At 72.7% G+C, this 20,974-nt stretch carries 15 protein-coding genes and 1 pseudogene; 11 read left to right on the forward strand and 5 right to left on the reverse strand.

Annotated features, from left to right (window positions below; all coding sequences use genetic code 11):
* Nucleotides 1-214: 214 nt before the first annotated feature.
* From AB0927_RS07510 to AB0927_RS07530, 5 genes are all read left to right on the forward strand, one after another.
* Nucleotides 215-508 carry a DUF503 domain-containing protein gene (locus AB0927_RS07510; protein WP_366666587.1) on the forward strand — a complete coding sequence of 98 codons (294 nt, stop codon included), beginning with the start codon at nucleotides 215-217 and terminating at the stop codon, nucleotides 506-508.
* A gap of 46 nt (nucleotides 509-554) precedes the next feature.
* Nucleotides 555-1,007 (forward strand): 30S ribosome-binding factor RbfA, encoded by a 453-nt coding sequence (gene rbfA / locus AB0927_RS07515; RefSeq protein ID WP_366666589.1) that lies wholly within the window; start codon nucleotides 555-557, stop codon nucleotides 1,005-1,007.
* Nucleotides 1,004-1,909 (forward strand): tRNA pseudouridine(55) synthase TruB, encoded by a 906-nt coding sequence (gene truB, locus AB0927_RS07520; RefSeq protein WP_366666590.1) that lies wholly within the window; start codon nucleotides 1,004-1,006, stop codon nucleotides 1,907-1,909. Before rbfA ends, truB begins: the two co-directional genes overlap by 4 nt.
* A gap of 242 nt (nucleotides 1,910-2,151) precedes the next feature.
* Complete coding sequence (locus AB0927_RS07525) at nucleotides 2,152-5,685, forward strand: serine protease (RefSeq protein WP_366666591.1); 3,534 nt, start codon at nucleotides 2,152-2,154, stop codon at nucleotides 5,683-5,685.
* A 141-nt stretch (nucleotides 5,686-5,826) separates the two neighbouring features.
* Nucleotides 5,827-6,774 carry a bifunctional riboflavin kinase/FAD synthetase gene (locus AB0927_RS07530; protein WP_366666592.1) on the forward strand — a complete coding sequence of 316 codons (948 nt, stop codon included), beginning with the start codon at nucleotides 5,827-5,829 and terminating at the stop codon, nucleotides 6,772-6,774.
* A 107-nt stretch (nucleotides 6,775-6,881) separates the two neighbouring features.
* Here the strand turns inward: AB0927_RS07530 and AB0927_RS07535 are convergent, their stop codons facing one another.
* From AB0927_RS07535 to eccE, 3 genes are all read right to left on the reverse strand, one after another.
* Nucleotides 6,882-9,890, reverse strand: a complete 3,009-nt coding sequence (locus tag AB0927_RS07535; protein WP_366666593.1) for an SCO5717 family growth-regulating ATPase — start codon at nucleotides 9,888-9,890, stop codon at nucleotides 6,882-6,884.
* 311 nt (nucleotides 9,891-10,201) lie between these two features.
* On the reverse strand, nucleotides 10,202-10,900 hold the full coding sequence (locus AB0927_RS07540) for a hypothetical protein (protein WP_366666627.1): 699 nt from the start codon (nucleotides 10,898-10,900) through the stop codon (nucleotides 10,202-10,204).
* A gap of 77 nt (nucleotides 10,901-10,977) precedes the next feature.
* On the reverse strand, nucleotides 10,978-12,315 hold the full coding sequence (gene eccE, locus AB0927_RS07545; protein ID WP_366666594.1) for a type VII secretion protein EccE: 1,338 nt from the start codon (nucleotides 12,313-12,315) through the stop codon (nucleotides 10,978-10,980).
* A 199-nt stretch (nucleotides 12,316-12,514) separates the two neighbouring features.
* Here eccE and eccB point away from each other — a divergent pair, with 199 nt between their 5' ends.
* Genes eccB through AB0927_RS07560 form a run of 3 tightly spaced genes read left to right on the forward strand, consistent with a single transcriptional unit; the run spans nucleotide 12,515 to nucleotide 15,899 of the window.
* Nucleotides 12,515-14,047 (forward strand): type VII secretion protein EccB, encoded by a 1,533-nt coding sequence (gene eccB / locus AB0927_RS07550; RefSeq protein WP_366666595.1) that lies wholly within the window; start codon nucleotides 12,515-12,517, stop codon nucleotides 14,045-14,047.
* Between the two features lie 11 nt (nucleotides 14,048-14,058).
* Nucleotides 14,059-15,303 carry a type VII secretion-associated serine protease mycosin gene (mycP, locus tag AB0927_RS07555; RefSeq protein WP_366666596.1) on the forward strand — a complete coding sequence of 415 codons (1,245 nt, stop codon included), beginning with the start codon at nucleotides 14,059-14,061 and terminating at the stop codon, nucleotides 15,301-15,303.
* The gene (locus tag AB0927_RS07560; RefSeq protein ID WP_366666597.1) at nucleotides 15,300-15,899 is read left to right on the forward strand and encodes a hypothetical protein; all 600 of its coding nucleotides are present in this window, start codon (nucleotides 15,300-15,302) and stop codon (nucleotides 15,897-15,899) included. The genes mycP and AB0927_RS07560 overlap by 4 nt, the downstream gene beginning before the upstream one ends.
* 212 nt (nucleotides 15,900-16,111) lie before the next feature.
* On the opposite strand, the pseudogene AB0927_RS07565 reads toward AB0927_RS07560, so the two are convergent.
* Nucleotides 16,112-16,396: pseudogene (locus tag AB0927_RS07565) on the reverse strand (hypothetical protein); the annotation flags it as partial.
* A 57-nt stretch (nucleotides 16,397-16,453) separates the two neighbouring features.
* Entirely contained in the window at nucleotides 16,454-16,966 is a 513-nt protein-coding gene (locus tag AB0927_RS07570) for a hypothetical protein (RefSeq protein ID WP_366666598.1), read from the reverse strand.
* A 418-nt stretch (nucleotides 16,967-17,384) separates the two neighbouring features.
* Here AB0927_RS07570 and AB0927_RS07575 point away from each other — a divergent pair, with 418 nt between their 5' ends.
* From AB0927_RS07575 to AB0927_RS07585, 3 genes are all read left to right on the forward strand, one after another.
* Entirely contained in the window at nucleotides 17,385-17,840 is a 456-nt protein-coding gene (locus AB0927_RS07575; RefSeq protein WP_366666599.1) for a hypothetical protein, read from the forward strand.
* On the forward strand, nucleotides 17,841-19,622 hold the full coding sequence (locus AB0927_RS07580; protein ID WP_366666600.1) for a hypothetical protein: 1,782 nt from the start codon (nucleotides 17,841-17,843) through the stop codon (nucleotides 19,620-19,622).
* A 99-nt stretch (nucleotides 19,623-19,721) separates the two neighbouring features.
* On the forward strand, nucleotides 19,722-20,936 hold the full coding sequence (locus tag AB0927_RS07585; protein WP_366666628.1) for a S8 family serine peptidase: 1,215 nt from the start codon (nucleotides 19,722-19,724) through the stop codon (nucleotides 20,934-20,936).
* The last annotated feature ends 38 nt before the right edge of the window (nucleotides 20,937-20,974 follow it).

The raw sequence follows: 20,974 nt of genomic DNA on the forward strand, positions 1-20,974 counted from the left end.
CCGGTCGGCCATCGGGCCCCCTTGGCCGACCCCGTGAATTCTTGTTGCCGGACGGCTCGTGGCCTCCTGGTCCCGAGCCGGTCCGGCGGGGCCTCTTGGCCGCACCGAAACCCTGTCGAGCCGACGACGGGTACGCGGTACCGTTTCTTGATGTCCCCGGCCGTCCGGCCCAGGGGCCATCGATCCCGTACCGGCGGGTGAACCGGCAACACACATGTACGTGGGGACTCTGTCCTTCGACCTCCTCCTCGGCGACGTCCACTCGCTGAAGGAGAAGCGCTCCGTCGTCCGCCCGATCGTCGCCGAACTCCAGCGGAAGTACGCCGTGAGCGCGGCGGAGGTGGATCACATGAACCTCCACCGACGGACGATCATCGGCCTCGCCATGGTCTCCGGAGACGCGGCGCACCTCACGGACGTACTGGACCGGTGTGAACGGCTGGTCGCCGCCCGCCCCGAGGTGGAGCTGCTGTCCGTACGACGCCGCTTCCACGGCGACGACGACTGACACAAACCACAGAACAAAGACCAAGGAAAGAACGGGAGCTGGACCAGTGGCCGACAACGCGCGGGCGAAAAGGCTGGCGGACCTCATCCGAGAGGTGGTGGCCCAGAAGCTGCAGCGCGGGATCAAGGACCCGCGGCTCGGCTCGCACGTCACCATCACGGACACCCGGGTCACGGGTGACCTGCGGGAGGCGACCGTCTTCTACACGGTGTACGGGGACGACGAGGAGCGCGAGGCCGCCGCGGCGGGCCTGGAGAGCGCCAAGGGCATCCTGCGCTCCGAGGTGGGCCGTGCGGCCGGGGTGAAGTTCACCCCGACCCTGACCTTCGTCGCGGACGCCCTGCCGGACACCGCCCGGACCATCGAGGACCTCCTCGACAAGGCCCGGCAGTCCGACGCCAAGGTGCGGGAGACCTCCGCGGGCGCCAACTACGCGGGCGGCGCGGACCCCTACCGCAAGCCGGCGGACGACGAGACGGACGGCGACGCCGCGGAATGACGCAGAAGCACACCACGCCCGACGGCCTTGTCATCGTCGACAAGCCGTCGGGCTTCACTTCGCACGACGTGGTCGCCAAGATGCGCGGGATCGCCAGGACCCGCCGGGTCGGCCACGCGGGCACCCTCGACCCGATGGCGACCGGTGTCCTGGTCCTCGGCGTCGAGCGCGCCACCAAGCTCCTCGGTCACCTCGCACTGACCGAGAAGGAGTACCTGGGCACCGTCCGCCTGGGCCAGACCACCCTCACCGACGACGCCGAGGGCGAGATCACCTCGTCCACCGACGCCTCCAAGGTGACCCGGGAGGCCATCGACGCCGGCATCGCCAAGCTGTCCGGCGACATCATGCAGGTGCCGTCCAAGGTCAGCGCCATCAAGATCGACGGCGTACGGTCGTACAAGCGGGCCCGCGAGGGCGAGGAGTTCGAGATCCCGGCCCGGCCGGTGACCGTCTCCTCCTTCACGGTGTACGACGTCCGGGACGCCGTCGCCGAGGACGGCACCGCGGTGCTGGACCTGGTCGTCTCCGTCGTCTGCTCCTCCGGCACCTACATCCGCGCGCTCGCCCGCGACCTCGGCGCCGACCTGGGCGTCGGCGGCCACCTCACCGCGCTGCGCCGCACGCGCGTGGGGCCGTACAAGCTCGACGCGGCGAAGACGCTGGACCAGCTCCAGCAGGAGCTGACCGTGATGCCGATCGCCGAGGCCGCCACGGCCGCCTTCCCGCGCTGGGAGGTGGACGCCCGGCGCGCCCGGCTGCTGCTGAACGGGGTGCGCCTGGAGATGCCCGACGAGTACGCGGACGCCGGTCCCGTCGCCGTGTTCGACCCCGAGGGCCGCTTCCTGGCGCTCGTGGAGCTGTCCAAGGGCAAGGCCAAGAGCGTGGCCGTCTTCGGCTGAGCGAGGGCCCCTGCCGTGGAGCGGCGGCCGGCACGGGGCGCGCCCCTGCCGCCGCTCCACGGTCCCCCCTCTTCCCCCACCCCTAGGGTTATCCAGCCGCTCCCGTCTATTCACCCGTCCGGGCAGGCGCTCGGAGTGAACGGGGGGAGCGGAAGGGGGCGCGTTCTCCGACCGTCCCGCCCCGCCGATCATCACCCGCCTACCGTCGCCACAGGTAAGGGCAAGGGCGGGAAGGCAAGACGATGACGGCAGGAGACCCGCGAACCGACGGCGCCGGCGGGGCCACGGCGCACGGCACGGGTGACATGACGGACGCGGCGGGACCGGCGGGCGACCCCATGCGCGGGGCGCGGGGCGCGAGAGTGCTCACAGTCCCCCGTCCGCACGCGGCGCGCGTCCCCGGCGTACGCCGTCCCGATGACGCCCCCCTGCCGGGCGCCCGCACCACCGACCCCTTGGTCCGGATCCTCGACCCCGCCGGTCACCCCCGCGGCGTCGGATTCCTCGCCGACCACCACGGCACCCTCCTCACCAGCCACGAAGCCGTCGACGGCCTCGACCGGCTGATGCTGCGCGCCGGGGACCGCACCCGCGTGGTCGCCGCCGAGGACGTGACCCGGCTGCCGGGCCGGAACCTGGCGCTGGTGCGCGCCGAGGGCCTGGACGTGCCGCCGCTGCCGCTGAGCGTCCGGGAAGGCGTCGAGACCGGCACCTACGTGCGGGTCGCCGCCGGGTGCTGGCGCGAGGCACGGGTGCTGGCCGCCACCGAGGTCTCCTACGGCCGCCACCTCATCGGCGACGCGCTGGAGCTGGCCATCGGGACGGCGGGCCGGGACGCGCTGCGGCCCGGGGGCGGAGCGACCGGCGGACCGGTGGTGGACGCCCGCACGGGCGCGGTCCTCGGCGTCCTCGGCACCGTCCTGCGCGCCCCCCACCGCGAAGCCGGCTTCGCGGCGTTGCCGATCGCCGCCGACGGTCCCCTCGCCGACCTGCTCGCCCGCAACGCGGCCACCGTGCCCGCCTACGGCGCCGACCTCAACCTCGCCGGGGTCCTGGAGCTGACCGCCACCTCGGTGGGCCAGGACGGCCCGCCGAGGGCGCTGGTGCAGCCGGTCGAACGGGAGTCGGTGGCCGGGGCGCTGGCCGACTTCATGGCCGGCGAGCGGTGCGTGCTCGGCCTCGTCGGCGCCCCGGGCAGCGGTCGTACGACGGAACTCGCGGCGTTCGCCGCCCGCCGCGACCGGGCGGCCGCGCCGACGCTGTGGCTGCGCGGCGCCGACCTTGAGGAGAGCGACCACTCGGTGGCCGACGCGGCGCGCCGCGCCCTGGACCGGGCCGCCCGGATCGTCGCCGCCGCCCGCCACCTCGACCCCTCCGGCCTCGGCGATCTCACCCCCGAACACCTCGCCGCCCGCGCGGGCCGCCCCCTCGTGCTCCTCCTCGACGGCCCCGAGGAGATGCCCGCCGCCCTGGCCCACCGCCTCCCCGAGTGGACCGAGGGCACCCTCGCCTGGCTCCGGGAGACCGGCGCCCGCCTGGTGGTGGCCTGCCGGGAGGAGTACTGGGAGCACGCCGCGTTCCCCCCGGAGGCCGCCCAGGCGACGGGACTCGGCGACCTCGACGCCGACGAGGCCGGCAGGGCGCGGGCACGGTACGGGATCCCCGAGGGCCTGCTCACCGGGACCGACGCCCGGCATCCGCTCACCCTGCGGCTGCTGTCCGAGGTGTGGGCCGTGCTGCGGGCGGCGCCGTTCACCGGCCCCGTCGACCGGCACGAGGTGTTCGCGGCCCACCTCGACCTCATGTGCCTGCGCGTCGCGGTGCGGCTCGCCGCCGAGCACGGGCTGCGCGGCACCGCCGTACGGCGGCTGGCCGCGCGGGTCGCCGGGCAGGTGCACGAGGCCGCCCGGCGGGCCCTCGGACCGGGGCAGGGGGAGCTGGACCGGGCGTCCTTCGAGGCGGTGTTCCCCTGGGGGCCGGCCCCCGACCGGCTCGGCGGCGGCACCGGCTGGGCCGCCGCGGTGCTCGCCGAGGGCCTGCTCGTCCCGGCCGGCCGCGGCTACCGCTTCGCCCACGAGGAACTGGCCGACTGGCTCCAGGGCATGCACCTCGACCTGGACGAGGCCGTGCACGCCCTGGTGCACCGCGCCCGCGACCCGAGGGCGGGGGAGGCCGTGGTGCCCGTGCCGAGGCACCGCGTCGGGCCGGTCGTGCAGGCCCTGCTGCACCTCGGCCGGGGGCAAGGCTCCCGTCAACTCGCCTTTCGGCTGCGTGAGTTGGTGGACGCCCTGGACCTGGACACCGGCTCCTGGTGGGCCGCCCGGCTGCTCGCCGGGACGCTGCTGAAGGTGCCGGACGCGACGCCGTACACCGAGGTGCTGCGGCTGCTCGCCGAGCGCATCGTGGCCTGGCGGCGCGAACTGCGGCCGGTGCCGGGCGAGTTCGGCCCCGCCTTCTGGACCGCCCTGCCCGTGCCCGCCGCCGAGCGCCTGGACCTGCTGCGCCGGCTCGTCCTCGCCGACCCGGCGGCGGGCACGCCGGGCGAGCGGTACCTCGACGCCGTGGCCCGGCTGCTGGCCGCCGCGCCCGATGCCGTACAGCCGTACCTGACGCGGTGGTTCGAGGACGAGCGGCCGTTGCCCGCGGCCCCGCACGCCACCGTGGCGACCGCCGCGCAGGCCCTGCTGCACACCCACCGGCGCGGCGCCCTGGACGCGTTGACGGAGGCGCTGGCCGCGAGCAGCCACCCGCACGCGCGGGAGCTGCTCACCGCGCTCGCCGAGGAGGAGCCGTCGGCGCTGTGCCGGGCCGTCGACCGCTGGGCACACGACGAGCGGCCCGCCCGGCACACGGCCGCGGTGACGCTCGCGCTGCGCGCCGCCCCGCATCTGCGCACGGCCGCCGACCGTGAGCTGCTGTGCCGCGGCGCGGACGCCGTGCTCGCCCGCCCCGCCGACCACGCCCTGCACGGCGGCGCCCACGCCCTCCTGGCCGGCCCTCCGGGCACCCGCGAACGGCACCTGACCGAGGCGCTGCGCCACTTCGCCGACGGCGACCCGCTCATCCCCGCGACCGCCCTGCTCCCCGCCCTGAGCACCCACCCGGAACCGGTCCTGGATGCCTTCCGGGCCCGGCTGCGCGGCCCGCACCGGGAGGCGGCCGATTGCCCGCACCGCCTCCTCGCCGACGTCACGACCCCCGCCCTCGCCCGCGCCGCCGCGACCCTGCTGCGGGAAGCGGTGCGACCGCACCCGGAGACCGCCGGACGCGTCGCCACCGCCACAGGCCGCCGCCTGGACCACGGCCCCAGCGCCCGCCCGGTGCTGTTTCCCCTGGTCACCGGCCTGCTCAGGGACGGCCCCGAACCGCTGCGGGCCGCCCTCGCCACCATCCTCGCCGCCTCCGGTGCGCCCGCCTCCCGCCCGCTGCGCCGCGAACTCCTGGACTTCCTGCTCGGCCGCGAGCGGGAACCGTCCGTCCTGGTCGCCGTCCTGCACGCGGCGGCCTCCGAGACGGGACCGGCGGACGCGCCGGCGGACGTGCCGGCGGACGGTGTCCGCGGTCTCGTCCACCGCACCGGACTGCTCCTCGGCCGCACCCCCGAGGGCGCCACCCGCTTCGACCGCGCCCTGGTCGACCTCGGCCGGCACGTCCCCGGCTTCGCCACCCGGATGACCCGCTGGCTCGCCGACACTCCCGACGAGTGGGCCGCCGTGGTGGGCCCCAGTACCCGCCGCACCCTGGAGAACCTCGCGGGCGCGCGAGTACCCGCCTGACACCGCCCCTGAGCTGCCACGGCGAACGTGCGCCCGGTCACAGCACCCCTACCGATGCGGGCCCCGGGCACCCGGCATGGCACCCTTAGACCTGCACAATCGTCAAGGTAGACACGGACACGGGTTCGAGGAGCGGTCACAGTGCAGCGCTGGCGTGGCTTGGAGGACATCCCCGAGGACTGGGGGCGCAGCGTCGTCACCATCGGTTCCTACGACGGTGTCCACCGAGGCCACCAGCTGATCGTCAAGCACGCCGTCGACCGCGCCCGCGAGCTGGGCGTCCCGGCCGTCGTGGTCACCTTCGACCCGCACCCCAGCGAGGTCGTGCGCCCCGGCAGCCACCCGCCGCTGCTCGCCCCGCACCACCGCCGCTGCGAGCTGATGGCCGAACTGGGCGTCGACGCGGTGCTGATCCTCCCCTTCACCAGCGAGTTCTCCAAGCTGTCGCCCGCCGATTTCGTGGTCAAGGTCCTGGTGGACAAGCTGCACGCCAAGGCGGTCGTGGAGGGCCCGAACTTCCGCTTCGGCCACAAGGCGGCGGGCAACGTCGAGTTCCTCGCCGAGCAGGGCAAGGTCTACGACTTCGAGGTCGAGGTCATCGACCTGTACGTGTCCGGCGCGGCGGGCGGCGGCCTGCCGTTCTCCTCGACCCTGACCCGGCGCCTGGTCGCCGAGGGCGACGTCGAGGGCGCCCGCGAGATCCTGGGCCGCCCGCACCGGGTGGAGGGCGTCGTCGTCCGCGGCGCCCAGCGCGGTCGCGAGATGGGCTTCCCCACCGCGAACGTCGAGACGCTGCCGCACACCGCCATCCCCGCCGACGGCGTGTACGCCGGTTATCTGCACGCCCAGGGCGAGGCCATGCCGGCCGCGATCTCGGTGGGCACCAACCCGCAGTTCGACGGCACCGAGCGCACGGTGGAGGCGTACGCCATCGACCGCGTCGGCCTCGACCTGTACGGGCTGCACGTCGCCGTCGACTTCCTCGCCTACGTGCGCGGCCAGGCGAAGTTCGACTCGCTGGAGGCGCTGCTCGAACAGATGGCGGTGGACGTGAAGCGGTGCCGGGAGCTCGTGGCCGCGGAGCGGTAGCCCCTGCTCGCTGCCCGTTTCTTGCTTCCGTTCTTGTTCCGTCACGACGGTGAAGGGCGGCCGGTGCGTGGAGCACCGGCCGCCCTTTCGTCATGCCGCGAGCGGCGCTACGGCTGCTGCGGGGGCTGCGGGGGCTGCCCCTGGGGGTAGGGCTGGCCGGGGTACGGCTGGCCCTGCTGAGGGGGGTACGGCTGCTGTCCGGGCTGTCCCTGCTGGGGCGGGTAGGGCCCCGGGGCCTGGGGCGGATAGGGCTGCCCCTGCTGTCCGGGGTACGGCTGGCCGGGACCGGGCTGGCCGGGGTACTGCTGGCCCGGAACCTGCGGGTACGGCTGGCCCGGCATCTGGTGGCCCGGCATCGGCGGGGCGGCCACCGGCGGCGGGTTGCCGTCGCTGGTCCACAGCCCGTGCGCCTGCTGGTGCCGCACGAAGTCCTCGGCGATCATCGCGGCCAGGTTGAAGTACGCCTCGCGGGTGCGCGGCCGCATCATGTCGAGGTCCACCTCGGCACCGGCGGCCAGATGCTCGTCGAAGGGCACGACCACGACCCCGCGGGTGCGGGTCTCGAAGTGCGACACGATGTCCTCGACCTTGATCATCTTTCCGGTCTCGCGGACGCCGGAGATCACGGTCAGCGAGCGGGAGACCAGGTCGGAGTACCCGTGCGCGGCCAGCCAGTCCAGCGTCGTACTGGCGCTGGACGCGCCGTCCACGGACGGCGTGGAGATGATGATCAGCTGGTCGGCGAGGTCGAGCACCCCGCGCATGGCGCTGTACAGCAGGCCGGTGCCGGAGTCGGTGAGGATGATCGGGTACTGGCGGCCGAGCACGTCGATCGCGCGCCGGTAGTCCTCGTCGTTGAACGTGGTCGAGACGGCCGGGTCCACGTCGTTGGCGATGATCTCCAGACCGGAGGGCGCCTGCGAGGTGAACCGGCGGATGTCCATGTACGAGTTCAGGTAGGGGATCGCCTGGACGAGGTCGCGGATGGTGGCCCCGGTCTCCCGGCGCACCCGTCGGCCGAGGGTGCCGGCGTCCGGGTTGGCGTCGATGGCGAGGATCTTGTCCTGCCGCTCGGTGGCGAGGGTGGAGCCGAGCGCGGTGGTCGTGGTGGTCTTGCCGACACCGCCCTTGAGGCTGATGACCGCGATCCGGTAGCAGGACAGCACCGGCGTGCGGATCAGCTCCAGCTTCCGCTGCCGCTCGGCCTCCTCCTTCTTGCCGCCCAGCTTGAACCGGGACCCGGCCGCCGCGGGCCGCCCGCTCTTCGCCTTCTGCCGGCGGTTGTTCAGCAGCCGGTCCGAGGAGAGTTCCACGGCCGCCGTGTAACCCAGCGGCGCGGCACCGGGGTTGGTGGGCTGCCGCTGGTCGTGCTGGATCGGCTGCGGCCAGGCGGCCCCGGCGCGGGGGTCGACGGGGGGCTGGGGGGTGTGGGGCTGCGGGGCCTGCGGAGCCTGCTGGGCTTGCTGGTCCTGCTGAGGGAAGCCGTAGCCGCCCTGCTGCGGAGGGTTGTTGGGCTGGGGGAAGCCGTAAGCGCCTTGCTGGGCGGGGTTGTTGGCGTTGTTGGCCGGGCCGGGCTGCGGGAAACCGTAGCCGGTGGAGGGGGTGGGGGGCTGGGGCTGCACCTGGGGCTGGGGCTGGGGCGCCGGGGGCTGCGGGAAGCCGTAACCGCCGGCGACCGGGCCGCCGCCCTGGTGCGGCTGAGGGGGCTGGCCGGACTGGTTCGGCTGGTTCCAGACCGCGGGGGCGGGCTGCGGCGCCTGCGGCTGGAACGGCGGCTGCTGCGGCGCGGGCTGCTGCGGTCCGGCCTGCTGCGGCAGGGGCTGCTGGGGTCCCGGCTGCTGCGGCATGGGCTGCTGCGCGGGCCACTGGTTCGCCGGGGCCGGGGCGGCGGGCTGGTACGACGGCGGCAGCGGGGGCACGCCCTGCTGCGGCGCGGGCGGGGGCGTCCACGCGGCCGGGAAGTCCTGCGGCGCCGGGGGAGCGGGCTGCGTGACGGCGTCCTGCGGGGGCGCGTCCTGGACGGCGCCCTCCGGCGCGGTGTCCGCGGCCACGCTGTTCGAGTCGGGGTTCTCGGGGACCTCGGAGGTCTCGGAGGTCTCGGGCGAGGAGTCTTCCTCGTCCCGCTCGGCGGTGGCGCCGTCTCCTTCGCCCGGCCCCTCACCCGCACCGGATTCGGCAGCGGCGGCGCCGTCCCCGGAGTCCTCCGCCTCCACCTCGGACTCGGACTCCGCCTGGGACTCGGCCTCGGTCTCGGTCTTGGGTCGGTCCTGGGCCTCGGACTCGGCGGCCGCCTTCTGCATGGCGGCGGCGCGCTCGGCGATCTCGGCCATCTCACGCTTCAGGGCGACGGCGGAGAACCGCATGGTCGCCCCGCTCTCCAGATCCCCGTTGCCGGTCTCCGGCTCGACGAGCGCGGGCGCGGGCTCGGCGGGCGCGGCCTCGGGCTGGGTGGGCTGCGCGGGCTGGACCTGCGGCTGCTGCAACTCGAACCCGTCGGGAAGCCTGGGCATCGGAACGGAGTCACCGAACGACTGCGCGGGCTGCGCCTGCGGCGGCACGGGCGGCGGCGGAGCGAACGGCGTCCCCTGCGGCGGCGTACCGACCGGCGGGGCGCCGACCGGCGGGGCGCCGACCGGCTGGGCGCCGATCGGAGGCGTACCGACCGGCTGAGCACCGACCGGCTGAGCACCCATCGGCTGAGCACCCACGGGCCGAGCGCCGATCGGCGGCGTACCGACCGGCTGAGCACCAACCGGCGGGGCACCCACCGGCGGCGTACCCACGGGCTGAGCACCCACCGGCGGCGTACCGATCGGCGGCGGCATCGCCCCCGCCTCCGGGCCAGGCGCCCCCACACCCCCCGAGGGGGAGAACGGCGGAAGCCCGGACGCGCCCGAGGCTCCCGATCCGTCGGTCCCGCCCTGCGTGCCGGTCACGCCCCCCGCGCCACCGATCGAACCGCCGGAACCCGCGCCGCCGGACGCGTTCTGCGTGTACCAGGCGGGGGGAGCGTAGTCGATGGTGAACTCGCCGGTGGTCTCGACGGCCTCCGCGTCGGGCTGGTCATCGCCGGGTGTGGCCCAGCCCCCGCGCATCCCGTCCCGATCGCTGCTCACAGTTCCTCCTGGTGTGGTCGAGCACCCTCATGCCGTGGTGGGGCGACCATGTCGTGTCGTTCGAGTCGTCCGTAGTCGTCAGGGGCAGTGCGATCCACGGGTCCTGCCATCACGCCCGCTCCCAGCCTAATCACCACGAGCCGCCCCTCGGCAGGCCCGCCCGCCTGTCGGCTCGCGCACACCAGGTCAGAGGGCACGGCGAAGCCCCCGGTCCGCCACCCGAGTTGTCGCACGAAACCAGGAGCAACCGGAAGAGAGGGGACGAACGGGAATGGGAGGGAAAACGAACAAACGCTACGGGCAAGGGCAATTCAGTCCATGCGTCGTGGTGTGCCCAGCAACCCGGTCTCCGCGTCGGTCGGTTGGGTCAGCACATATTGCCGATCCCGGTCGGTACACCACAGGGTGACGCCGTCCGGCAGCGCGGGCAGCGACTCCACCTCGGTGCGCGTGAGCCCCATGGTGCGGCCCAGTTCGGCGGCCTCGTCCGGCGAGACCCGCTGGATGCCGGCGAGTCGGGCCTGGCGCAGCAGCCGGGGCGCGACCGGGCTGAGATACGGCAGCAGGGTCAGCACCGACTGCCAGGGCCCGGACACCACCCGGCCGCGCGGAGGCCGCATACCGCAGTCACGCACCACCAGCACCGGCGTACCGGCCGAGGCGCCCTGCGGCGGGACGCGCCCGACCTCGTACACGGACAGCCCGTTCTGGCCGCCGCCCATGGCGTGCACCATCTGCATCCAGGCCTGCGGCCGGCCGGTCTCCACGGCCACGCGCGCGCCGGTCGCCGCCGAGCGCAGCGCCAGTACCTGCGCGGTCCACAGACCGCCGATCAGCACGACGTCGTACGGCGTGGGCCGGTTGATGCCGAGCACGGCCGGCTGGCCCTCGGCGTCCACGCCGGCCACCACGCCGTCGTCGCCGATGGGCAGCGCGAGCGTGTCCAGCAGTTGGGCGGGCAGCGCGTGGCGGCCGTGCCGGGGGCCGAGCAGGCCGAGGCCGTGCCGCAGCCGCTGGCCGAGGCCGCGCGGCCCGGAGCCGGCCGCCGTCGCCCGGCGCGGGCCGGGGGAAGCCGTGGGAATCGTCGTCACCGCGCGCCTCCGAGGGGCAGTGTGGCCAGCATGCCGGGCAGTTGCTCACGGTCGAGGCGGGCCAGACCGGCCCCGGCCTTACGGGCCGCCGCCTCCAACGCGCGCCGCGCCGCCACGAGTTCGTCGTCGCCGCGCCCGGTCACCCGCAGGTGACCGCACAGCGACACCTCCTGCCGGTCCCCGCGCGCCAGGGTGAGGCTGAAGGTGGTGGCGAGCGCCGGTACCGCCGTGACCCGGGCGATCAGCTGCGGCAGCGACTCGCCGCGCCCGCCCCCGAGTTGGGGCCAGCGCCGCACCCAGTAGGTGGTGTGCCGCCGGTTGTCGCACCGCCAGCTGCGCCCGGACTCCTCCGTGCGCCGCTCCCGCGTCGCGTTGCGCCCCGCCTCGGCGGTGACCAGCGGATTGGCGCAGGCCGAGGTGGCGAGCGCCGCGATCAGCTCCTCCTCGTCGAGCACCCGCGCCCGGAAACCCGCCCCGGTCAGCCGGCTGGCCAGATGGTCCGCGCTCCGCACGACGCACTTCTGCGCCCCGAGCAGCCCGCCCCCGCGCGCGGCCACCGCCTCCGCGCAGGCCTCCGGATCCAGCTTCAGCGCGATCCAGGTGATCCGCACGGCCGGGGCGCCCGTCTGCTCCTGCAACGGCAGGTAGTTGGCGACGGCCACCGACTGCTGCGGCAGGTGCAACGCGGGCGCCGGCTGCGTGTGCAGCACCACCTGCGCCGACTCCAGCCGTATCCCGTCCACCTCCAGCGCGTCCCGCACCAGACCGAGCGGCAGCGGCTGTCGGCTCCGCTCCGCCCGCAACGCGGTCGCGTCGGCCTCCACCTGGAGCACGGCGGTGACGAAGGTGCCGTCGCCGACGATGCCGACGGGACGGCGGTCGCGAGGGTCGTAGGAGTACGTGCGCAGCGCGGGTTCGCACTCCACCGCCGGCACCAGACCTGGCTCGGTGCCCGGCGGTATCGGCGTGTGCGCGGCCTGCTTCCGCCGTGCCCGCAACTCCCGTGCCGTGGACAGCCATTCGGGCAGGGAGCGGCCCCGGCGCCGGACGAATCCCAGCAGTACCAGGACCACCGCGACGACCGCGGCCGGTACCAGCACCATCATGCCGACCGCCCAGCCGACGACCAGGACGGCGGCCGCCAGCTCCACCAGCACGAGCCGTTGCAGACGGAACGAACCGGCCTGGCCAGGGCGGGCCCTGAGGCCGGGTGCGACCGGCTGCCGCGCCGCGTCACGCCGCGCGGCGGTCTCGCCCGGCGCGGGTGCGGACCCGGCCGCGCGCTCTCGTGCCGCAGAGCGTCCGCGCGTTCGCGCCCGCGTCCCGGAAGCCATCACGCCATCCCCCCGATTTGCTCACAACTCGCTGGAACCAGGCCACAGAACAAGGCCCTTGAGGGCCCAGGTACCCTACCCGCTCCACGCGACCCGCTCCGTACCAGGCATAGTAGGGGCCGGGTCCGACGGCGGAGGGCGGGGGAGCGGTGTTCCCCCGGGTGAACTCCGGGTGAGACACGGGGAGAAACGGGCACAGATGGCATCTCGGCGGGACCAACTCAACGCCTACACCTTCGCGAAGCGCCGCATGCTCGCGTCCTTCGTCCAGTCGTCACCGGATGCCTCCGACGAGGGGGCGCCCCGGCCGTTGCGCGCCATCCTGCCCGGCACCATCGTCGGCGCCATCGTCCTCGCCGCCTTCGGCGCCTGGGGCATGTTCAAGCCGACGGCCCCGCAGGGCTGGGACGCGCCGGGCCAGAAGGTGATCATCGCCAGCAAGTCCACCACCCGTTACGTGGTCCTGAAGACCAACGGCAAGCCCCAGTTGCACCCGGTCCTGAACATGGCCTCCGCCCGGCTGGTCCTCAACAACCAGGGCAACGTCGACGTGGTCACCGTCGACGAGTCGATCCTCGACAACGGCAAGATCCCGCACGGCATCACCATCGGCATCCCCTACGCCCCCGACCGGCTGCCCTCCGCCGAGGAGGCGGGCGCCGCCAAGCGCTGGGCGGTGTGCGAACGCCCCAGCGGCAGCGGCAGCTCCATCCAGAAGGCCGCGTTCGTGCTGGCCAAGCGGGACCTGAGCAAGACCGAGCACGCCAAGCAGAAACTGAGCGGCGGCGAACTCCTCTACGTGACCACGCCGGACAAGAAGCAGTACGTCGTCGACGCGCGGGGCCGGGCGTACTCGGTGGATCCGGCCGACAGCCTCCTTCTGCAGACCCTCGTGGGCCCGGGCCGGCAGCCCCAGCAGGTGACCCGTCAGTGGATGGACACCCTGCACAAGGGCGATCCGATCAGCTTCCCGCCGGTCACCGGGACCGCGGGTGCCCCGGCGGGCGCCCCCGGCGAGCTGGACACCCGGGCCAACCGCGTCGGCATGGTCCTGCGGGCCCCGGTCAACGGCACGGAGCACTACTACGTGGTGCTGCCCGGCCGGATCGCGCCCGTCTCCGACTTCGTCGCCCAGTTGCTCCTGGCCAGCAAGGACCTGGTCAGGCTCGGCCAGGCCGGGCACCCGCAGGAGGTCAGCGCGGGCGCCATCGGGCAGCCGGGCAAGCCGTTCGCCGCCGAGTACACGTGGCCCACCGCGAAGCCCACCGCCGTCAACGAGGGATCCACCAGGGCGGGCAGCCGCAACACCGTCTGCAACGTCCTGGAGCACGTCGACTCCCGCCACGGCACCACGACCCTGAGCACCTGGGCGGGCACCGACTTCCCCGCCCTGCTGCCCACCGGCGCCTCCAGCGCGTACGTCACCGCGGGCTCCGGCCAGCTCTACCGGCAGTTCCAGGGCAGCGAGACCACCGCCGGACCGGTCTTCCTGGTCACCGACACCGGACTGCGCTACGTCCTGCAGTCCAACGACGACAGCGGCACCGAGGACAAGGGTGTCGGCGTCACTCCCGAGGAGCGCAAGCAGCTCCAGCAGGAGTCCAAGCTGGCGCAGACCCTGCTCGGCTACGCCAACGTCAAACCGGCCCCGATCCCCGCCGCCTGGTCCGAGTTCCTGCCGACGGGCCCCCGCCTGTCGACCGCGGCGGCCCACCAGCCGCAGGGTTCCTGAGGGGAGCGCCCATGCCGTCGACACCGCGCATACTCGCCACCCTGGCGACGGTCGCCGGCACGCTGTCGGCCGTCCTGCTGACCGCGCCGGCCGCCGCCGCGGACACCAGCTCCGACGAGTGCACCTTCTCCAAGACCAACCACAAGTACGCCGGCACGCCCTGGGCACTGCAACGCGTCAACCTCGACGAGCTGTGGAGCCAGTCGAAGGGCAAGGGCGTGAAGGTGGCCGTCATCGACACCGGGGTCGACACGACCAACCCCCAGCTCACCGGCGCGGTGGACGCCCACCTCGGCGTCAACATGCTGCCTCCCAAGGACGACAAGGGGCAGGCGGTCGAGGGATACAAGTCCAAGGCCACGACCGACACGGTGGGCCATGGCACGCGGGTGGCGGGCATCATCGCCGCCCGTCCCGCGAAGGGCACCGGCTTCGTGGGGCTCGCCCCCGAGGCGACGATCATCCCGATCAAGCAGAACGACGCCGAAGGACACGGCACGGCCACGACTCTCGCCCGTGCGATCCGGTACGCGATCACGGCCAAGGCGCAGGTCATCAACATCTCCCAGGACACGGCGAACGCCGTACCGCCCGCGGAGGACCTGCACAACGCGATCGACGAGGCGCTCGCCAACAAGATCGTCGTGGTGGCCTCGGCGGGCAACGACGGCCTGGACGCCAACGTCAAGCCGACCTACCCCGCCTCCTACGCCGGAGTGCTGGCCGTCGCCGCCTCCGACCGCAACAACGAGCGTGCCGCCTTCTCCCAGTCCGGCGACTGGGTGGGCGTGGCCGCCCCCGGCGTCGACATGGTCTCGACCGTCCCCAAGGGCGGCCACTGCTCCGACAACGGTACGAGCTTCTCCGCGCCCTACGTGGCGGGCGTGGCCGCGCTGATCAAGGCCAAGCACCCCGACTGGACGTCCCGCGAGGTGGTGGCCCAGATCGAACAGTCGGCGGAACGCACCATCACCGGCCACGACATCCGCGTCGGCTGGGGCGTGGTCGACCCGGTCCGCGCGCTGACCGAGGACGATCACCCGATCGAGTCACCGCACCCCGACGCGGGACTCACCCATGTGGAGGCCCCCACCTCGGGCAGGATCATCCTCGGTGAGACCCCCCAGGAGCGCACGGCCCGGGTGGCCACGTACGTGGTGATCGGCGCCGCGGTCGCGGTGGCCGGACTCGGCGGCGGAGCGGTGGCCCTGCGGGACGCCCGCCGCAGGCGCCGGAGGCCGGAGGGCCGGGCATGAGGTCGATGGCGTTCGTGATGTTCGCCCTGTCCGCCGTCATGATCCTCATGGCCTGCGTCAAGGCGGATCGCGTCCGCTCCTGGCGCTCCTCGGTCAACCCCTCGGCCCCGGACCTCGGGGACGGGTACTTCGTCGTCGTCCGCGTCGTGCTGCTCGGCATGGCGGCCTTCGGTCTCTACTACGGGTTCCATGACCTGCGGATCTCGGACCAGAACCAGTGGAGCAAGGAGGAACTGGCCGCGGCGGTCCGGTCCGCCACGGACGATCTGAACGGCAAGCGCACCGACACCCCGTACGAGGACACCTCGGACCTCTACAACGGATTCGAAATGACGATCGAGGACACCGTCGCCGAACACGCCGGCGGCAGTGCTCCCCGTTTCGCACTGGACGTCACCGGCGGCGAGCCCGGCGGCGACGGCTCGAACAAAAGGGAATACGTCGTCACGGCCGACGGAGCGGGCTCGACGTTCTGCATGCGGGTGAACGCCGTGCGCGACAAGTCCGGTGACCACGACGTCCCCGCCGCCGGCGGAGGCTCCGTCAAGGTCTACGCGTACGTGCTCAAGGTGACCAGCTCGCACGGGGAGTGCTGACACCCGAGGGCGCGTCGCGGCGCGCCTTCTCGCCGCTCCGCCGCCGGGGCACTGCCGGGCCGCTTCAGTTCCACGACCACACTCAGGTGCCCGGCAGGTCGCGCGAGGCAAGGAACGCAGATGGCGGCGACCTTGTCCGTCGCGACCGCCTTGTCCCCGGCGTCGAACGGGGGTGAGGGAGGAAGCCGGAGCGAACTGCTCGACCACCTCCCGTGGCTCTTCAGCTCGTCGCGGGTGTCGCCGAGGGTGTTGTGGATTGTGGTGGCCTGCGTGTGCGCGTCACCGAACTCGCCCGCCGTCTTACCGATGAACTCCTTGGAGACCTGGGCGTTCACGCCGGCCCAGTCGGCCTTGTTCGCAGGCTGGTGCAGGCCGTCCTCGGCGTCCTTCTTGAGTTCTTCGAGGTGCTTGACGAGCGTCGACCAGTCGGTGACGGCGTCGTCGAACGACTTGAAGTTGGCGTGGAAAAGAGAGTGTTGAAGTCCGTCGGTCGTCATCCCCGGCGAGGCGGTGAGTCAGATGGTCCGGCTGATCGGCGTCTCGTCCCGCCGCCCCTACTCCTTCTCGTCCTTGGGCTCCCCGTGGACGGAGTCGGGCTTGCCCGGAGCCCCCACCCGCTCGTCGAACCCGGCGTCCAGGACGTCGATGCCGCTCATCTGCCGCAGGATGTAGTTCTCGTCGTCCGCGTGCACGGCCTTCGTGGTCTGCATGCGGTTCGAGATCTGCGCGCAGGCGTCCATCAGGGACTTCAACTGCTCCTCCCACCGGTCCGCCACGTGCTGGAGCCCCGCGCCGACCGCGAAGCCCTGCCCGGAGAGGTCACCGGCCGCGGAGTCGCTGTTGGGGACCGCCACGCGGGCCTTGTCCCAGAGCTGGTCGTAGAGGTGATGGGCGGCCGTGCCGATCTTGACGAGGTCGTCGTGCCCCACCTTGAGGTCACCGGTCCTGGCGGGCACGACGTACGGCCCGTACGTCCCGCCGCCGGCGTCGACATGGTCGAGTCGCATCGGCGCCGAATCCCCCGCCGCCGCCCGCGCCTTGAGCTGTTCCCACTCGTCCCACGCCATGGAGGGGCCTCCCCGTGCCGACATCCCGAAGGCCAGTAAATTACCAACCCAGTACAGGAAAAATCTTTACCATGTCTGCTATGCCTGGATTATCGGCGGCGAAGTCCCGCGGGAGACACGTTCGTCGAGGTGGCGGGGCCGGCGAGGGGAGCCTTGAGTCCTGCGCGCCGACCCTCCCGGACCGCCCGGCAGACGTGAAGCTTCTGCGAAGATGTCGGGCCGCTTCGTCCCTGATGGCGGTCATATCGGTCATGCGTCATCCGGAGCCGGTCACTTCGGGACACCATTGCAACTGAACTGTCGCAGAGTTCAGTTGGCCGCGATTTGCGCAGTGACTACAGTGGACGGCGATGGATCCGGGGGGCGGACCCCCGACCGTCGACGGCTGTAGCAACGGGGAAACGGGGAAGGGGCCACGGTGGGTGACGGTGGCGGCGCGGATCTGAGGCGCGGTGCCGATGCGCTCTCGAAACTCAAGAGCGGCTTCGACAAGGCGCTGAAGACGTTCGACGGGTCTTCTGGCAGCGCGTCCAGTCTTTCGCATCACGTACTGGAGCGCTCCTCGTTCAGCGGTACGAACGTCGCCTTCCCGGAGGCGTCCGGCCTGCACGAGCAGTACCAGAACGTCCATGACCGCATCGTGAGCATGTCCAAGACCCTCGGACTGTACGTCGAGGCGATGACGCTGGCGGCGCAGGCGGCCGACGGGACCTACGACGGCACCGAGGAAGAAGTGCGGCGTCGGTTCTGGGCGATCAAGTCCCAGCTCGACAAGGAGTACGCGGAGACGCACCCGACTCCCAAGGCGCCCGAACAGCCTGGGAAGGCCGGACCGAAGCACTCCGGGGGCAAGTCCGTGGGGGATGGTTTCTAAGTGGGCGACAACTGGCAGCACGACCCTCACTACAAGTCCGACTTCCAGCAGGTCGACGAGCAGGCCACGGCGTCCGACGCGCTCGGCGCGGTGCGGAACTTCCTCAGGAACATGCCGTTCGGCGGCAGGACCGAGTTCGACGAGCACGATCTGAACGACATGCTCGACCTGGTCCAGCACGCCAACCCCGAGCATCTGGAGATGGCCGGCAAGGCCCTGTGGGACGCCCGCGACGCCATCAGCGAGGCCGCCACGGACCTGACCAACTACGTCGCCGGCGTCGACTGGGACGGCGAGGGCGCCAACTCCTTCCACAGTTGCGCCAAGTCCGTCCTCCAATGGACCCAGGGGTTCGAGAAGTACACGCACGCGGTCGGTACGGAGATCACCGCCGCCGCCACCGGCCTGGCCTCGGTGCGCAACTCCATGCCGCCCCGGGACACCCGCCCGGCCCACGAGCAGAAGCGGCCCTGGCTGATGCCCAAGGCCGACCAGACGGCAAGCAACCCGGACTACACGCTTGCCCAGCAGGTCGAGAAGCACCGCCAAGAGGCCATCAACCAGATGAACCGGCTGGGGTCGTACTACTCGGTGGCGGCGGGCGGGATGCAGGCGCTGGAAGAGCCGAAGATCTCGCAGATTCCGAGTTTCGGGGTGGCCAGGCCGACGGGGGATACGAAAGGCTGGGTCGGGCAGGGCACTTCGAAAAAATCCTCCACTCCTGCCGAGGTCCGAGAAGGGGCGACGGCCCATCACGAGACGGTGACGCCCCCGGACGCACCGACGGTCATGGGGCACGCGCAGTCCCTCCACGAGGTCCACCAGCCCACCGCGCATCCCGGCCACGACGTCGGTACGGAAATCAACACGGTGGGCACGTTGCCTCCGCAGCAGACCCCTGCGGCACCGCCCGCCGCTCCCGCGCCCACCCTTCCGACCACCGGAGGCGGCGGAGGGCATCCGCCGCTGTCGTTCCCGGGCCCGATGGGGCCGCCGATCACGCCGACCGTCGGGCGCTCCTTCGGGTACGGCCCCAACAACCGGTCGCCCATCTCGGCGCAGGAACGCCTCGGTCGCACGGGCACGGCGAACGGTCGTTCCGGTACGGGTCGGGTGCCGGAAGGCCCCGAGGGCCAGACGGGACGTGCCGTCGGCGGTGGCAGGGGGGCGCAGGGACCGATGGGGCAGGCCGCTCGCGCCATGGGGCGGACGGGTCAGACCGGTCGGTCGACGGCGAGAGGCGCGGCCGAGCCGGTCGAACGGTCACCCATGGGACGCGCGGTCACCGGCGGAACACCGAGGCCGACCGGTACATCGAGCGGACGCGGAGGAGCAAAGGGACCCACCAGCGCGATGCGCAACGGTGTCCTGGGCGGAAAGCCGGTCCCGGAACGTACGCCCGGAGCGGCCTCCGGCCCCAGGGTGCCGCGCGGAACCGTCGTCGGCGCCGAGGAACCGATCTCCTCTGCCGCGTCGCAGAAGGGCGCCGTGGGGCAGCGAGGTGTCATCGGAGCGCCTGCGGCGAAGGCCGAACCCGGCGCGGAGAGGGCGGTGTTGCGCTCGGCGAGCAACCCCGAGGGAGTGGTCGGAGCGCCTCGGGGCGGTGCCGGCGCCCTCTCGAAGGGCGCTGACGGCGAAGCCGGTGCCAGAGGTCTCGGCCGCGGGGCCGTAGGTGGCGGACAGGGCTCGAAGCGCCAGGCCGATCACCGCGACGAGCCCGCGGAGAAGAACCGGCATCGCCTGTCGCTGAAGCGGCGGCGTGATGCGCAGAAGAGCGACTGAGAACGAGCGAGGACGTACACGGGCATGGAGCCAGGGACCGGCCGACGAGGCAGGACGACTGTTTTCGTGACAAGGCGCAACGCGAGACGTCTGGCGGCGATGTGCTCGGCGCTGGGCGCGCTGACCGTCGTCTGCGCCGGGCTGGCTCCCGCCGCCGTGGCCTCGGACACTCAGTCGAAGGAGTGGTACCTGACTTCGATGCACGCCGATGAGATGTGGAAGTCCAGCACCGGTAAGGGGGTGAAGGTCGCGGTCATCGACAGTGGCGTGAATCCGAGGACCCCTTCCCTCAAGGGGCAGGTGCTTGTCAACGAGGTGCCCAAATCCGCTGCATACGGCGCCACTACGGACTTCGACGCTCACGGCACTTCGATGGCCGAGATCATCGCGGGCACTGGAGCCGGTGGCGGCGTGAAGGGCCTCGCGCCCGGCGCGAAGATCATTCCGATCCGGGTGGGATCCGACGAGCTGAAGGACGAGAAGGAACGGGCGAAGTCCCCCACCTCCGCCCAGGCGATCAGGGCGGCTGCCGACAGCGACGCCAAGATCATCAACATGTCCTACGGCAGTGTCTACTTCGACTCCGACGAGGCGGACGCCCTCAAGTACGCGGCCTCCAAGGGGAAGCTCCTGTTCGCCGCGACCGGCAACATGGCAGACAAGGGAAACAAGGCCAACTACCCTGCGGCTGACCCGTATGTCGTCGGTGTGTCCTCTGTCGACAAAAGCGGAACGGTGGCCAAATACTCCACGCACGGCAACTCTGTGGACGTCGCGGCACCTGGTGAGAACGTCCCCATGTGGTGCGACACCAAGTTCACCCAGTACTGCATGTCCGGGGGGACCAGCCAGGCATCCGCCGTCGCCTCCGCCTCCGCCGCCCTCATCTGGTCCGCCCACCCCGACTGGACCGCCAACCAGGTCCTGCGGACCCTCATCGACACCGCCGGGCGTGACTGGCCGAAGAACACGCCCAGCACCTACCTCGGCTACGGCATCCTCCGCCCGCGCCTCGTGCTGTCCGACAAGAACATCGATCCCGGCGCGGCCAACAGGGATCCCCTGTACGCCGAGAACGGAACGGCCGCGGACGCGGACGTCACAGCCACCCCGAGCCTCTCCGCCGCGCCCCCGTCCTCGGCCGAGGGCAAGGCCAAGGGCACCGGAGCCGCCGCCACCGGCTCCACCTCCGCCGCGAAGGAGACAGGTTCCGGCGGCAGCACCCAGACGTGGGTGATCATCGGTGCCGCAGCCGCCGTACTGGTCCTCGGAGGCGCCGGTTTCGCCGTGCTGCGCTCGCGACGCAACGCCTGACCGGTCTCCCGTACTACTGCTCGTTCGCCGAACGGGCA

The organism is Streptomyces sp. NPDC048106, assembly GCF_040706415.1.
Classification (GTDB): Bacteria; Actinomycetota; Actinomycetes; order Streptomycetales; family Streptomycetaceae; genus Streptomyces.